The sequence below is a fragment of the Halomonas shantousis genome (assembly GCF_054654615.1).
Map to the genome: position 1 here is coordinate 1,904,274 of NZ_BAAIER010000002.1, position 14,634 is coordinate 1,918,907.

The 14,634-nt window shown below is 60.5% G+C and carries 12 protein-coding genes; 9 read left to right on the forward strand and 3 right to left on the reverse strand.

Translation table 11 applies throughout. The features are described 5' to 3' along the window. Positions 1-29: 29 nt before the first annotated feature. Positions 30-1,625 carry a class I adenylate-forming enzyme family protein gene (locus ACYQ12_RS09175; protein ID WP_459870533.1) on the reverse strand — a complete coding sequence of 532 codons (1,596 nt, stop codon included), beginning with the start codon at positions 1,623-1,625 and terminating at the stop codon, positions 30-32. Between the two features lie 207 nt (positions 1,626-1,832). Between ACYQ12_RS09175 and ACYQ12_RS09180 the strand changes: the two genes are divergently transcribed. The 7 genes from ACYQ12_RS09180 (at position 1,833) to ACYQ12_RS09210 (ending at position 9,841) form a co-directional block, all read left to right on the forward strand. Further along, positions 1,833-3,509 (forward strand): long-chain fatty acid--CoA ligase, encoded by a 1,677-nt coding sequence (locus ACYQ12_RS09180; protein ID WP_459870536.1) that lies wholly within the window; start codon positions 1,833-1,835, stop codon positions 3,507-3,509. 338 nt (positions 3,510-3,847) lie between these two features. Beyond that, positions 3,848-4,705 carry a branched-chain amino acid ABC transporter permease gene (locus ACYQ12_RS09185; RefSeq protein ID WP_459870539.1) on the forward strand — a complete coding sequence of 286 codons (858 nt, stop codon included), beginning with the start codon at positions 3,848-3,850 and terminating at the stop codon, positions 4,703-4,705. After that, on the forward strand, positions 4,705-5,736 hold the full coding sequence (locus tag ACYQ12_RS09190; RefSeq protein ID WP_459870542.1) for a branched-chain amino acid ABC transporter permease: 1,032 nt from the start codon (positions 4,705-4,707) through the stop codon (positions 5,734-5,736). Before ACYQ12_RS09185 ends, ACYQ12_RS09190 begins: the two co-directional genes overlap by 1 nt. After that, positions 5,729-6,496, forward strand: a complete 768-nt coding sequence (locus ACYQ12_RS09195) for an ABC transporter ATP-binding protein (protein WP_459870544.1) — start codon at positions 5,729-5,731, stop codon at positions 6,494-6,496. Before ACYQ12_RS09190 ends, ACYQ12_RS09195 begins: the two co-directional genes overlap by 8 nt. Then, positions 6,483-7,190, forward strand: a complete 708-nt coding sequence (locus tag ACYQ12_RS09200; protein ID WP_459870547.1) for an ABC transporter ATP-binding protein — start codon at positions 6,483-6,485, stop codon at positions 7,188-7,190. Before ACYQ12_RS09195 ends, ACYQ12_RS09200 begins: the two co-directional genes overlap by 14 nt. Positions 7,191-7,236: 46 nt before the next feature. Beyond that, positions 7,237-8,391 carry an ABC transporter substrate-binding protein gene (locus tag ACYQ12_RS09205; RefSeq protein ID WP_459870550.1) on the forward strand — a complete coding sequence of 385 codons (1,155 nt, stop codon included), beginning with the start codon at positions 7,237-7,239 and terminating at the stop codon, positions 8,389-8,391. Positions 8,392-8,480: 89 nt separating this feature from the next. After that, positions 8,481-9,841 (forward strand): IS3 family transposase gene (locus tag ACYQ12_RS09210; RefSeq protein ID WP_459870552.1). Its coding sequence is split into 2 segments (ribosomal slippage): positions 8,481-8,937 and positions 8,937-9,841, totalling 1,362 coding nucleotides; the frame shifts between segments, so codons are not numbered across the junction. A gap of 210 nt (positions 9,842-10,051) precedes the next feature. Here ACYQ12_RS09210 and ACYQ12_RS09215 read toward each other — a convergent pair. Beyond that, positions 10,052-11,194, reverse strand: coding sequence for an acyl-CoA dehydrogenase family protein (locus tag ACYQ12_RS09215; RefSeq protein ID WP_459870554.1), 1,143 nt, complete (start codon positions 11,192-11,194; stop codon positions 10,052-10,054). A gap of 10 nt (positions 11,195-11,204) precedes the next feature. After that, positions 11,205-12,401, reverse strand: coding sequence for an acyl-CoA dehydrogenase family protein (locus ACYQ12_RS09220; RefSeq protein ID WP_459870556.1), 1,197 nt, complete (start codon positions 12,399-12,401; stop codon positions 11,205-11,207). A 363-nt stretch (positions 12,402-12,764) separates the two neighbouring features. Between ACYQ12_RS09220 and ACYQ12_RS09225 the strand changes: the two genes are divergently transcribed. Continuing rightward, entirely contained in the window at positions 12,765-13,517 is a 753-nt protein-coding gene (locus tag ACYQ12_RS09225) for an electron transfer flavoprotein subunit beta/FixA family protein (RefSeq protein WP_459870559.1), read from the forward strand. Continuing rightward, positions 13,514-14,440: an electron transfer flavoprotein subunit alpha/FixB family protein gene (locus ACYQ12_RS09230; protein WP_459870275.1), complete on the forward strand. Its 927-nt coding sequence runs from the start codon at positions 13,514-13,516 to the stop codon at positions 14,438-14,440. Before ACYQ12_RS09225 ends, ACYQ12_RS09230 begins: the two co-directional genes overlap by 4 nt. Positions 14,441-14,634 lie beyond the last annotated feature (194 nt).

Sequence of the window (14,634 nt, forward strand, 5' to 3'; positions counted from 1 at the left end):
GGATTCGCCTTGCTGGGCCAGTCGCGTTTCTAGGCGTGCTGGGTCCAGTAGGGCGCCCGGAGTTCTCGCTTGAGAATCTTGCCGATCGTGCTGCGCGGCAGCTCATCCCGGAATTCGATCCCGCTCAGGCGCTGCGTCTTGCCCAGTTGCCCGTTGGCCCAGTCGAGCAGTTCGTCGCGGCTCACGTCGCTGCCGGTCTGGCGCACGACCAGGCCCAGCGGGGTCTCCCCCCAATGTTCGCTGGGGATGCCGATCACTGCCACGTCGGCCACGTCCGGATGAGCGAGCAGTGCCTTTTCCAGATCTTCCGGATAGATGTTGAACCCGCCGGAGATGATCATGTCCTTGCGCCGATCGAGAATGTACAGAAAACCATCCTCGTCCAGGCGTCCCATGTCGCCGCTGCGCAGGAACGCCTCGCCCTCGGGGCTGATCCATAGCATTTCGCGGGTCTGCTGATCCCGCTTGTAGTAGCCTCGCATCATGGCACCGGCACGGCCGACGATCTCACCGATCTCCCCCTGGGGAAGTTCCCGTCCCTCCTCGTCGAGGATACGCACCTGCGATCCTTCGGTCGGCTTGCCTACCGAATCCCACTTGTCCGGATGGCTGGCACAATCGAGGCTGGTGGAAATGCCGCCTTCGGTCAGGCCATAGACCTCGAGAATATTCCCGGGCCAACGGCGCATGGCCTCGGCAATCACCGGGCTGCGCAGCGGGGCACTGGTGGAAAGCTTGAGTCGGAAGCTCGAAAGATCGAAGTCATCGAAATCCTCGACCGCCAGGATACGCTGGTACTGCACCGGGACCAGCATGGCGTGAGTGACCCGGCGTTCCTGGGCCAGCTCCAGGAAGCTGCGTGCATCGAACTTGGCCATCAGCACCAGCGTGCCGCCATTGAACAGCGTCGGCAGGGCCGATACCAAGGTGGTGTTGGAGTATAGCGGCGTGGAGACCAGATTGACGGCGTCGTTATCCAGCCCGTAGGTGGTCAGGCGCCGAATCTGGCGCGAGCGAAAACGGTAATCGTGCAGGATGCCCTTGGGCGTGCCCGTGGTGCCGGAGCTGTAGATGATATTGAAGGGATGGTCCGGCGTGATCTCGACCGCGCATCGCTCGCAAGGCGCCTGCGCCAGCCAGTCATTGAGCCCCGGCCAGTGCGTATCCTGAAAATCCAGACCGACCTGATGTTCCGGGGGGATGGTCGCCAGACGATGGCGGAAGCCTTCCGTCAGTTGGCGATTGCGCGCCGACACGAACAGGAACCGAGCATCGCTGTCGTTGATCATCAGTTCCAGCGCATCATCGCTTGCCATGCCCGACAGCGGCACCATGCAACCGCCCGCTGCCAGCACTCCCAGATACAGTGCGACGTAGGGAGCGCTGTTCTCCGACAGGCCCGCCACCTTGTCGCCCGATTGCAGCCCTTGCTCCCGCAGACGGTGGGCGATGGCATTGACCGTACCGACCAATGTCTTCCAGGTGACTCGCTGGTCGCGATCGTATAACGCGATCTTGTCGGGTTGAGAGACGGCGTATGCCTGAATGCGTTCGGTCAGCGGCTCGAAAGGCTCGTCTGCGACATGGGGAGAGAAATCGGGCGCCTTCTCGTCTAGGGCAAGCATCGTCGTGATCTCCAGAACATTAACATTTTGTCTAATGAAATTAGATTCCATCCTTATTGACGCTCATCAACAATACATGACAGATTCGAAATCGAGCAATCGCTAGAAAAACGGGATGGCGTGTCGGTGAATTCTCCTCGCACCGACATGGACACAAGCGGCTGTTGCGGGGCCTGCACAATTCACAACAACAGGAGATCGATCCCCATGTTTACCCGTCATTACGAAGTGTGGCCTGAGCATCTGCCCAAACACCTGACGGTGCCCGAAACCAGCCTGTTCACCAACCTGGAGATTTCCGCCCGGCGCTATCCCGACAAGGCGGCGGTCATCTACTACGACACGGTGATCACCTACACGGAGCTGCTCCGCGAGGTCGAGGCGCTGGCCGGCTACCTGCAGAGCCAGGGGGTGAAGAAGGGCGATCGTGTGCTGTTGTACATGCAGAACGCCCCGCAGTTCACCATTGCCTACTACGCGATCCTGCGAGCCGATGCGGTGGTGGTACCGGTCAACCCCATGAACCATACCGCCGAGCTCGAACACTACCTGAACGACACCGGTGCCGCGGTATGCCTGTGCGGGCAGGAACTGGCGGGATTCATCGCCCCGCTCGCGGGCAAGGGGAAGCTTGAGCGAGCCATCGTCGCCGCCTATTCCGACTATGTTCGCGAGCCCACCGAGCTGGCCCTGCCTGCGGAAGTGCAGATGCCGGCGAAGGTGCCTGAGTTCTCCGGGGCCATCGGCTGGCGCGAGGCGCTGGAGCCCGATCACACCCCCGGCGAGCACACCGTCGGGCCCGACGACCTCTGCGTGTTTCCTTACAGTTCGGGGACTACCGGGGCGCCCAAGGGCTGCATGCATACCCATCGTTCCGCCATGGCCACCACGCTTTTCCAGACGGTGTGGAACCAGGGCACCAGCGAGGCGGTAGTACTGGCAACGCTGCCGTACTTCCATGTGACCGGCATGCAGGGGGCCATGAACGGACCGATCTACAGCGGAGCGACGGCGGTGATCATGACCCGCTGGGATCGTCGGGTCGCCGCCGAACTCATTCAGCGTTACGCCGTGACCAGTTGGGTCAACATCTCGACCATGGCCATGGACTTTCTCGCCAATCCCGAAGTGGAGAAATACGACCTGTCCAGCCTCAAGGGCATCAGTGGCGGCGGAGCGGCGATGCCCAAGGCCGTCGAGGCGAAGCTGCGCCATCTCACCGGGCTGCCTTATGTCGAGGGTTACGGTCTATCGGAAACGATGGCGGCAACGCATATCAATCCGGTCGATCATCCCAAGGCCCAGTGTCTGGGCATTCCCATCTTCAACGTGGACTGTCGGGTGATCGACATGGATACCCAGCAGGAGCAGGAGACCGGTCAGATCGGTGAAATCGTCAGTCACGGACCGCAGGTTTTCCAGGGCTACTGGAATCGTCCCGAGGAGACCGAGCGCGCCTTCATCGAGCTCGACGGCAAGCGCTTCTTCCGTACCGGTGACCTGGGCTACTTCGATGAGGAGGGCTACTTCTTCATGGTCGATCGGGTCAAGCGGATGATCAATGCCTCGGGCTTCAAGGTCTGGCCGTCGGAGGTGGAAAATCTGATGTACCGACACCCGGCGATTCAGGAGTGTTGCGTGATCTCGACGCCCGATCCGCGCCGCGGCGAGACGGTAAAGGCATGCATCGTGCTGCGCGACACCGAGATCGGCAAGGTCAGCGAACAGGACATCATCGACTGGTGCCGGGAAGAGATGGCCGCCTACAAGGTGCCGGCCCAGATCGAGTTCATGGAGACGTTGCCGCGTTCGCCGACCGGCAAGCTCAAGTGGCGGGCCCTGCAGGACGAGGAGTGGGCTGCCAGGGCGGAAAAGACCGAATAACCCCCGAGAACGTGGTGCCGATCCGTTGGTCTCGGCATGCCATGGATCGGCGTTGATTGGCATGCAGTATGCGTCGCGCCATTCTACGTTTTGCTGTATGAAACTACGTTTTATTAATTGACAGTTTAATTGGCGCCGTGCCAGATTGATCACACGCTCAGGTTAATAATTCGCTCCAAGGGTTAAATTAATAATGATTAATAATTCCATGGGTGAATTATAAGTTAGCCGGGTCAGAAGTTAACGCGCTTATCAATAAAGTACTGGCCGATATCAATCGGCTGGTAATCACTGTCCGAGACAAAAACAAACTTCTCCGGGAGGGCGCCGCTTTGAACTTGTTCTTTCAACAAATTCTTAATGGCATAACATTAGGAAGTATCTATGGGTTGGTGGCCCTAGGCCTGACTCTAGTATACGGCATATTGCATGTACCCAATTTCGCGCATGGCGCCTTTTATATGGTGGGTGCCTTTGCGTCCTACTTCTTCATGACGGAAATCGGCGTGCATTACTGGATTGCCATGCTGATGTCCGGCGGTGTCGTCGCAATACTGGCGGTACTCTCGGAGCGACTGGTTTTCCATCCGCTGCGCCATGCGCCTCCCATTCATGACAAGATCGCGGCGATCGGCATCCTGCTGTTTCTGGAGGCCGTGGTCCAACTGATCTGGGGATCGGATTTCCGGCGCATGCAGTCGCCCTTTACCGGCATCATGAACTTCGATGGCCTGATCATTCCCGAGCAGCGTCTGCTGATCGTGATCGGGGCCTTCACGCTGATGATACTGCTGCATCTCTTCCTCAAGAAGACCATGATCGGCTCGACGATCATCGCCATGGCGCAGAGCCGCGAGGGCGCCTTCCTGGTGGGGATCGACGCCAATCGTGTCGCCATGCTGACTTTTGCCATCTCCGGCATGCTCGCCGCCTTCGCCGCCACGCTGTATGCCCCGATCAATCTCGTCTACCCGGCGATGGGGCACCTGGTGATCATGAAGGCCTTCGTCATCATCATTCTCGGCGGTATGGGCAGTATTCCCGGGGCCATCGTGGGCGGAATGATCATCGGCTTCGCCGAGAGCTTCGGCGGCTTCTATATCTCCACCGACTATAAAGACATCATCGCCTTCGCCCTGCTGGTGGTGATCCTGTCCATCCGCCCGACCGGCCTGTTCACGAAGGGGGCGCACTAATGCATCGGATCGCATCCTTGCTTACCGGACGCAGCGCCAAATTCTTCCTGCTGGCCCTGGCTCTGGTGTTCCCCCTGGTGGCGAAGAACGAATACCAAGTCTATGTCATGGCCAGTGCCTTCATCTGGGCCATCGCCGTCTACGGTCTCAATATCATTACCGGTTATTGCGGGCAGCTGAACCTGGCGCATGGCGGCTTCTTCGCCATCGGGGCCTACACGCTGGCGATCCTGACCAGCGACCATGGCTGGAACTTCTGGCCGGCATTCCTGGCGGCGGGCGTGATGGCGGCGTTTCTTGGCTTGCTGGTCGGCGTGGTGTCGCTGCGCCTGAAAGAGCATTACTTCGCCATCTTTACGCTGTGCGTCGGATTCATCATCTATCTCCTGATGGACAAGTGGGAAGAGCTGACCCATGGCGCCATCGGCATTCGCGACATCGCCGCGCCCTATGGCTTCGGGGTGGTGGATTTCACCCAGACCACTCCCTTCTACTATCTGGTTCTGGCGTTTCTGGTATTTGCCATCTGGTTCATGGGGCGTCTCTCCTCATCGTTGCTGGGGCGGACTTTTCTGGCGATCCGCAACGGGGACGAGCTGGCGCAGTCGCTGGGCATCAACCTGATGCGCAACAAGGTGCTGGCCTTCGTGCTGTCGACCACCTATGCGGGAATCGCCGGGGCCCTGTACGCCGCGATGATCCGCTTCATCGGTCCCGAGGAGGCGAACATCAACCATACCTTCGACATGATCACCTATCTGCTGGTGGGGGGGATCGGCACCCTGTTCGGTCCGTTGCTGGGCACCGTGGGGATCGTCTGGATCACCCAGTCCCTGCAGTTCCTCGAGGACTACCGGATGATCATCTTCGGTCCGCTGCTGGTGATACTGGTGATCTTCATGCCCCGCGGGGTCGTCGGGACCTTCCTGGGCTGGAAGCTGCGCAAGGATACCGAGATGGCGCGCAAGAAGGATCCCAGGCCGGCGTCCAAGGTCGCAGCCAACAAGAACGGGGTGAACCACAATGCTTAAGATCGAGCACCTGACCAAGATGTTCGGCGGCCTGGCGGCGGTCAACGACGTCAGCGTCGAATTCGATGCCGGCAAGATCAATGCCATCATCGGCCCCAATGGCGCCGGCAAGAGCACCTTCTTCAATCTGATCTCCGCGGTACACAAGCCGACGTCGGGACGCATCCTGATCGATGGGCAGGACGTCACGCGGATGCGCTGCGATCTGGTGGCCCGCCTGGGGGTCGGACGTACCTTCCAGACCACCCATCTCTTCGAGCAGGCTACGGTGCTCGATAACCTGATCGTCGGGCATCGTCTGCGCACACGCTCGGGATTGTGGGATGTGCTGATCAATTCCCGCCGGCTGCGGCACGAGGAGCGCCAATGCCGCGAGAAGGCTCGCGAAGCGCTGGATTTCGTCGGCCTGGCCCACCTGGAAAACCGTGTGATCCTGGACATCTCCCAGGAAGAGCGCAAGCGCGTTGCCTTTGCCCTGGCCCTGGCGACCCAGCCCAAGCTGATCCTGCTCGATGAACCCGCTGCCGGGGTGAACCCTGAAGAGACGGAAGGGTTGGCCGCCCTGATTCACAAGATGGTGGCACACGACATCACCGTCTGTCTGATCGAGCACAAGATGGACATGATCATGGGCATGGCCGACAAGATCATGGTACTCGACCACGGCGAGAAGATCGCCGAGGGCACGCCCGAAGAGATCAGGAAAGATCCGGCGGTCATCGAGGCCTATCTGGGAGGGGATTACGATGCTGCAGCTTGATCGTGTCGATGTCTGCTATGGCAGCTTCAAGGCACTCAGCCAGGTTTCGATGCACGTGGAAGCGGGGGAGCTGGTGGTCCTGCTGGGCGCCAACGGGGCAGGCAAGACCACCCTGTTCAATACCATCAGCGGCCTGCTCAAGCCGACAGCGGGCGAGATCAAGCTGGAAGGGCGCAAGCTCAATGGCCTCAAGCCTTCGGCGCTGGTGGCGGCCGGCGTCGTGCAGTGTCCGGAAGGGCGCAAGCTGTTCCCGCAGATGTCGGTGAAGAAGAACCTGATGCTGGGCGCTTATCTGCATCGCCGCGACAAGGCGGGCAACCAGCGCAACCTGAAGGAAGTGCTCGAGCTGTTCCCGATTCTCGAGGAGAAGAAGGATCAGCCCGCCGGCTCGCTCAGTGGCGGACAGCAACAGATGGTGGCGATCGGTCGGGCGCTGATGAGCCGGCCCCGGCTGCTGATGCTGGACGAGCCATCGTTGGGGCTGGCGCCGTTGGTCGTCAACCAGATGTTCGAGGCGATTACCAAGATCAACCGTCTCGGCACCAGCGTATTGCTGGCGGAACAGAATGCTTTTGCGGCGCTCAAGATCGCGCATCGTGCCTACGTCATCGAGGGTGGCAAGCTGGTCATGGAAGGCGATCAGGAAGCCATGCTGGGCAATGAAGCCGTGCGCAAGGCATATATCGGGGCCTGAACGGCCAGCTCTGTAGCAACTAGCAAGTACCAAGGAGACGACAACAATGAAAACACTGAGATCGCTCGGAATCACCGCGGCCACCGCCCTGGCCATGGTGCAGGGCGCCGGGGCCTATGCGGATCAGACACTCAATATCGGTTTTACCGGGCCGCTCAGCGGCGGTGCCGCGCTGTACGGCGAGAATACCCTGTCGGGGTTGCGCATGGCGGTGGATGAAGTCAACGAAGCGGGTGGCTTCACCATCGACGACGAGACCTACAAGATCAACCTGGTGACGCTGGACGACAAGTACTCGCCGAGCCAGTCGGCGACCAATGCCAAGCGCCTGGTGCAGGAGTCCAACGTCAAGGCCATTTTCGTGCCGCACACCGGTGGCGTGTTCGCCCTGCAGGACTTCAACGTGGCGGATGACTTCCTGATCATGGCCTACACCAGTGTGCCCTCCGTGACGCAGCGCGGTAATCCGCTGACGTTGCGCATACCGCCGACGTTCACGGGATACGTCGACGCCTTCTCCGACTATGCTCTGGAACACTATGGCAAGAAGCTCGGCGCGGCCGGAGCGACCCATGAGTATGCCAAGATCTGGACGGACATGCTCCTGAGTGCCTGGAAGGAGAAGGGCGGCGAGGTGGTCGCGCTCAACCCCATGGACTACAACAAGTCGGCCGATTTCTACACCGGGGTCAGCCGTGTTCTCGCTTCCAACCCGGAAGTCATATTCGTGGGGGGCGCGTCCGAGCCGACCGGGCTGGTCGTGCAGCAGGCGCGTCAGTTGGGCTACCAGGGCGCCTTCATCCTGATGGATCAGGCCAAGCTCGACGAAGTGGCTGAAGTGGCGGGCGGCCTCGACATGCTCGAAGGTTCTGTCGGGGTCGTGCCGCTGTCTGTCTATGACACCGAAGCGGCAAAGAATTTCATCGAGAAGTATCAGGCCGAGCATGACAAGACGCCCGGTTCGGAAGCGGCCTACAACTATCTGGCGCTTCATGCACTCGTCAAGGCCATGGAACTTGCCGGCAGTACCGAGCCCCAGCAGGTGCGCAGCCACATGGACGAGGCGCTGTCCAGTATGGATCCGGCATACAATGTCTATGATGTCCAGGGCGTGACCGAAGACGGCGGTTTCATCACCGGTACCACCATGGCCGTGGTGGAGAATGGAGAGATCGTCCAGAAGTCGGTCGAGACGAACTGATTTCCCTCACTGCAATATAAAAAACCCAGCCGGCATATTGAACTGCACCCCGAAAGTTGGACAGCCAAGCCAACCTTCGGGGTGTTTTTATGAAGAAGCAGTACGACGAAAGGTTCAAGCTGCGGGTGGTGCAGCAGTGTTTACGTGAGGACACCAGCCTAAGGGAGTTGGCTCGCCAGCATGGCCTGGACGAGTCGAGCCTACGGCAATGGCGGGACAACTACCGGCAGCATGGCGCGCTGGGCCTGCGCAGGAAGTACCGTCACCGCAGTGCGGCATTCAAGCTGGCGGTACTTGAGAGGATGTGGCGGGATGGCTTGTCACGGCGCCAGGCTGCTGTCCTGTTCGATATCCGTGAGTGTGGTGCTATTGGCAGATGGGAACAGCAGTATCATAGTGGAGGATTGAGCGCGCTGGCGCCGAAGCGAAAGGGACGACGCCCGATGGCCAAGAAGCCTTCTTCATCGCCACCCCCGCCTGATCGCGAACGCTCCCACGAGGAGTTGCTCGAGGAACTGGCGTACCTGCGGGCGGAGAACGCCTACCTAAAAAAGCTCGATGCCTTGACCCGCGAGAAGCGGGCGGCGATGCGGGGCAAAAAGCCCAAGCCGTCCAAGGGTTAAGGAATGAGCATCCGCTGGTTCTGCTGCTACGTGCGGCAGAGCTGCCGCGCAGTACCTTTTACTCCCGGATCAAGGGGCAGGACGCTGCCGATCGGTACGCCTCCCTGAAGGCGCGTATCCAGGCAACCTATGAACGTCACCAAGGGCGCTATGGCTATCGTCGTATCACTGCTGTCCTCCGCCAGGCAGGCGAGACGATCAATCATAAGACTGTCCAGCGCTTGATGCAGCAACTGGGCTTGAAATCTCTGGTTCGGCCAAAGCGGTATCGCGCTTACCGAGGATCGGTAGGGCGTGTAGCTCCCAATGTACTCGACCGCCAGTTTCAGGCCCCCGGTCCCAACCAGAAGTGGGTCACTGATATCACGGAGTTCAACATCGACGGGCAGAAGCTGTATCTCTCCCCCATCATGGATCTCTACAACGGCGAAATCGTGGCCTATCAGACCGGTAGGCGTCCCGACCTCTCACTGGTGAAGCGCATGCTGCATCAGGCGTTTGGCCGCTTGAAGAACTCGGACCGGCCACTGCTGCACTCCGATCAGGGGTGGCATTACCAGCATCCCGCCTATCGTGCCCTGGTGGCAGGGCAGGCGCTGACGCAAAGCATGTCACGCAAGGGCAACTGCCTGGACAATGCCGCGATGGAGAGTTTCTTTGGCACCCTGAAAGCCGAGTACTTCCATCTGAGCCGGTTCGACACTGTCGAGCAGTTGCAGCAGGGCCTCGACCGGTACATCCATTATTACAACCACGAGCGAATCAAGATGAAACTAAAAGGCCTGAGCCCCGTGCAATACAGGACTCAGGCCTTGAGCGCCGACTGAATGAACCGTCCAACTATTGGGGGTCACTTCATATCACCGGCTGGGTTTTTTTATGCCAGGTATTCAATCACGACAATGCAGGGTGGGAGTCGCATTGCAGCAATGCGAATTGATCTACCGGCAACATGATCCGGAGCATCGTGGAAAAAGATTTCGCCAGCCTGTCGTTGCAGCGCTGGCGAAGGATGTCAGGCATCAGCGGTCAACGAATCAGGTGTTATTCATCAGTTCGCTGAAGACTTCGAGGTGATGGTCGTCATCACCCAACTGATGGTTGATCATGATCAGTCGCTTGGCATAATGCGCGAGATTGTATTCCCACGTCATGCCGATACCGCCATGTAACTGAATGGCTTGTTCCGCCACGTACTGTCCGGAACGTCCGATGGCGTTCTTGGCGGCAGAGAGCACGCGCTGACGTTCTGGACTGTCGGCATCATCCACTACGCTTGCGGCCACCAATGCCATGGAGCGGGCCTGCTCCAGTTCGGAACTCATATCCACCATGCGATGCTGGAGCACCTGAAACTTGCCGATGGGCATTCCGAACTGCTTGCGTGTCTTGAGGTAATCCAGGGTCAATGCGACGGTCTCTTCCATGGCGCCAACGGCTTCGGCGCACAGGGCCGCAATGCCTCGGCCTGCCTGGTAGATGATGCCTTCGTAAGCGTTGCCTTCTTCACCCAGCAGCGCGCTGGCGGGCACCTCGACGTCGTTGAGGAACAGATCGCACCCCTTGAAGCCGTCGTTAGTGGGGTAGACGCGCTTCTCGAGGCCCGCAGCATCGGCATCGATCAGAAACAGACTGATTCCCTGGGAATCGCCGGCTTCGCCACCGGTGCGGGCGGAGACGATCAGCTTGTCGGCGACATGGCCCCCGATCACGACCGCCTTGCGACCGCTGAGACGATAACCGGAGTCGGTCTTCTCGGCGCGGGTTGCGATATCCGCCAGATTGTAGTGGCTCTGCGGTTCCTGCAGCCCCACGGCAAGCTTGAGCTCGCCAGCGGCGACCTGCGGAATCAACTCCTCCTTCTGAGTGTCGCTGCCCAGCTGCGTGATCAGACCGCCGCCGAGGATGACGGACTGCATGTACGGCTCCAGGCACAGCCCGCGGCCCAGTTCGGTCATGACCAGTTGGGTTTCCACGCCGCCGCCGCCGATGCCGCCGTACTCCTCGGCGAAGGGAATCGCCGTCAGACCCAGTTCGCTCAGCTGCTGCCAGAAGCTCTCGCTGAAGCCGGCCTCGGACTGACGATAGGTTTCACGCTTTTCGAACTCGTATTCGTCCCGCACCAGACGCAATGCGGTTTCCTGCAGCATCTGCTGCTCTTCGGTCAGTTTGAAGTCCATGGCCGGTCTCCTAAAGCTCCAGGATCATCTTGGATACGATATTCTTCTGGATCTCGTTGGACCCACCAAAAATCGACAGTTTGCGCATATTGAAGTAGTGCGGTGTCAGCGGGGCGGCGAATTCGTCGGAGAGGTACTCCCCGTCGTAATCGAGCTCCAGCTCCTCCTCGAGGAACGGTTGCGCGTAGGGACCGATCGCCCGGCGCAGCAGATCGGTGATGGCCTGGCGGATCTCGGTGCCCTTGACCTTGAGCATCGAACTCTCCGCGCCCGGCACGCCACCGCCCTCGACGGCTGCGATGATGCGCAGGTTGCTGGTTTCCGCTGCCATGAGATCGATTTCCAGCTGCGCGATGCGACGCCGGAAACTGACGTCTTCCAGCAGTGATTTGCCATTCTTGCGCTGCCGACCGGCGAGCTGCTTGAGATGGGCCAGGGCGGCCTTGGAGGCGCCGATGCCGGCCAGGCCGGTACGCTCGTAGGTGAGCAGGTACTTGGCGTAGGTCCAGCCCTTGTTTTCCTCGCCCACCAGATTCTCGACCGGCACCCTGACGTCGTCGAAGAACACTTCGTTGACCTCATGTTCGCCGTCCAGCGTGATGATCGGACGCACGGTGATGCCTGGCGTGTTCATGTCGATGAGCAGGAAGGAAATGCCGCGCTGGGGCTGCACTTCGGTATCCGTGCGCACCAGGCAGAAGATCATGTTGGCGTGCTGGCCCAGCGTGGTCCAGGTCTTCTGGCCATTGACGATATAGTGATCGCCGTCACGTACCGCGCGGGTCTTGAGCGACGCCAGGTCGGACCCGGCACCCGGCTCGGAGTAACCCTGACACCACCAGTCCTCGCCACTCAAGATGCGTGGCAGGTACTGCTGCTTCTGTTCCTCACTACCGAACTTGATGATGACCGGTGCCACCATGTTGACGCCGAAAGGAATCGTGCGCGGGGCGCCGAAACTCGCGCTCTCCTCGTCGAAGATATGCTTCTGAATGGCGCTCCATTCGGTGCCGCCGTACTCCTTTGGCCAGTGAGTGGCGTACCAACCCTGCTTATTTAGAATCTGCTGCCAGCGCTGATGATCTTCCTTGGAGAGCTTGCGCCCCCCCTTGACCTTCGCGGCGATGTCGTCCGGCAACTGATTCTTCAAAAAGGCCCGGACTTCATCGCGGAACGCCAGTTCCTCGGGAGTGAAGTTGAGATTCATGGCTAATCTCTGTTTTGTCATTTGTGGAAGATGGTATCGCATAGCAGAATGTAAAGGATGCAGCCGGCCGATGGCAACACCCGGCCCGTAACCGGCGCGGGCCGAAAAGCCTGATGAGCAGCGAAGTGAGAAGGCATCACCGAGACTCGACCATCATTCTGCAACGAAAGCATAACTCTACATCAATTCCTGTCTTCTTTATCTTGGTTCTCAAGAAGAACAATGAATTTCATTAGCACAAATTGAAATTACACCTTTGGTCGTGCTGGCGGGTTATTGCTTGACGCCCTGTTGGGCATGATTTTATTTTTCAATAAAATCGAAACTGTATTCCTCATTGCGAAAAATATTGAAGGTAACGCCATGAAAGTCCTCGTCGCGGTCAAACGCGTCATTGACTACAACGTCAAGATCCGCGTCAAGCCGGATCACTCCGATGTCGATCTGGCCAACGTCAAGATGGCCATGAACCCCTTCTGCGAGATCGCCGTGGAAGAGGCCGTGCGCCTGAAGGAGAAGGGCATCGCCACCGAGGTGGTGGTCGCCACCGTCGGACCCAAGGCCGCCCAGGAGCAACTGCGCACCGCGCTCGCCCTGGGCGCCGACCGCGCCCTGCACATCGAGACCGACGACAAGGTCGAGTCGCTGGCCGTGGCCAAGCTGCTCAAGGCCGTGGTCGACGAGGAGCAGCCCGGGCTGGTGATCCTCGGCAAGCAGGCCATCGATACCGACAACAACCAGACCGGCCAGATGCTCGCCGCGCTCGCCGGCCTGCCCCAGGCCACCTTCGCCTCGGTGGTCGAGATCGATGGCGACAAGGCCACCGTCACCCGCGAGATCGACGGCGGGCTGCAGACCCTGGAACTGGGACTGCCGGCCATCGTCACCACCGACCTGCGCCTCAACGAGCCGCGCTACGCCAAGCTGCCCGACATCATGAAGGCCAAGAAGAAGCCGCTCGACGTCAAGAGCCCCGCCGACTACGGCGTCGAGACCGGCTCCCGGGTCGAACTGCTCAAGGTCGAGCCGCCCGCCGAACGCCAGGGCGGCATCAAGGTCAGCTCCGTGGACGAGCTCGTCGACAAACTCAAGAACGAAGCCAAGGTGATCGCATGAGTCTGCTGGTTCTCGCCGAACATCAGGGCGGCGAACTCTCCGCCGCCACCGCCCACCTCGTCGCCTGCGCCCAGGCCATCGGCGGCGACATCGATCTGCTCGTGGCCGGCGACAACGTCGGCGGCGTGGCCGAGGCCGCCGCCCAGCTCGACGGTGTCGCCCGGGTACGCGTGGCCGACAATGCCGTCTACGCCCACCAGCTCGCCGAGCCCCTGGCCGACCTGCTGGTGCAACTGGCCGACGAGTACAGCCACGTGCTGGCCGCCGCCTCCACCACCGGCAAGAACGTCCTGCCGCGCCTGGCCGCGCTCAAGGACGTCTCGCAGCTCTCCGACGTCATCGGCGTCGAAGGCCCCGACACCTTCCGTCGTCCGATCTACGCCGGCAACGCCATCGCCACCGTCAAGAGCGGCGACCCGCTCAAGGTGCTGACCGTGCGCACCACCGCCTTCGACGGCGTGGGGCAGGGCGGTAGCGCCGCCATCGAAGCGGTCGACATCGTCGCCGAGGCCGGACGCTCCAGCTTCGTCAAGGAGGAGCTGGCCGAAAGCGACCGCCCCGACCTGGGCAGCGCCAAGATCGTCATCTCCGGCGGGCGCGGCATGGGCAACGGCGACAACTTCCGGCTGCTCGACGGTATCGCCGACAAGCTCGGCGCTGCGGTGGGCGCCTCGCGGGCGGCGGTGGACGCCGGCTTCGTGCCCAACGACATGCAGGTCGGCCAGACCGGCAAGATCGTCGCCCCGGAGCTGTACATTGCGGTGGGCATCTCGGGCGCGATCCAGCACCTGGCGGGGATGAAGGACTCCAAGGTGATCGTGGCGATCAACAAGGACGAGGAAGCGCCGATCTTCCAGGTGGCGGACTACGGCCTGGTGGGCGATCTGTTCCAGATCCTGCCCGAGCTCGAACAGAAGCTGTAAGGCAGGCATGAGCGCGACATGCGGTCGCGCTCTTCAGGCCGACGTCCCGAAGCCAGGGACAGCGGCCGGATGGGGTTCGCCGTCGGTGGTCAAGTCGGAAGCTCAGTGAAGGAGCAGAACGGAGGTAGACAAGACTGCAGTGAGGCAGGCGTCGCCTGACGGCGCACCGCCGGATGGTTGCGCCATTCGGCTAA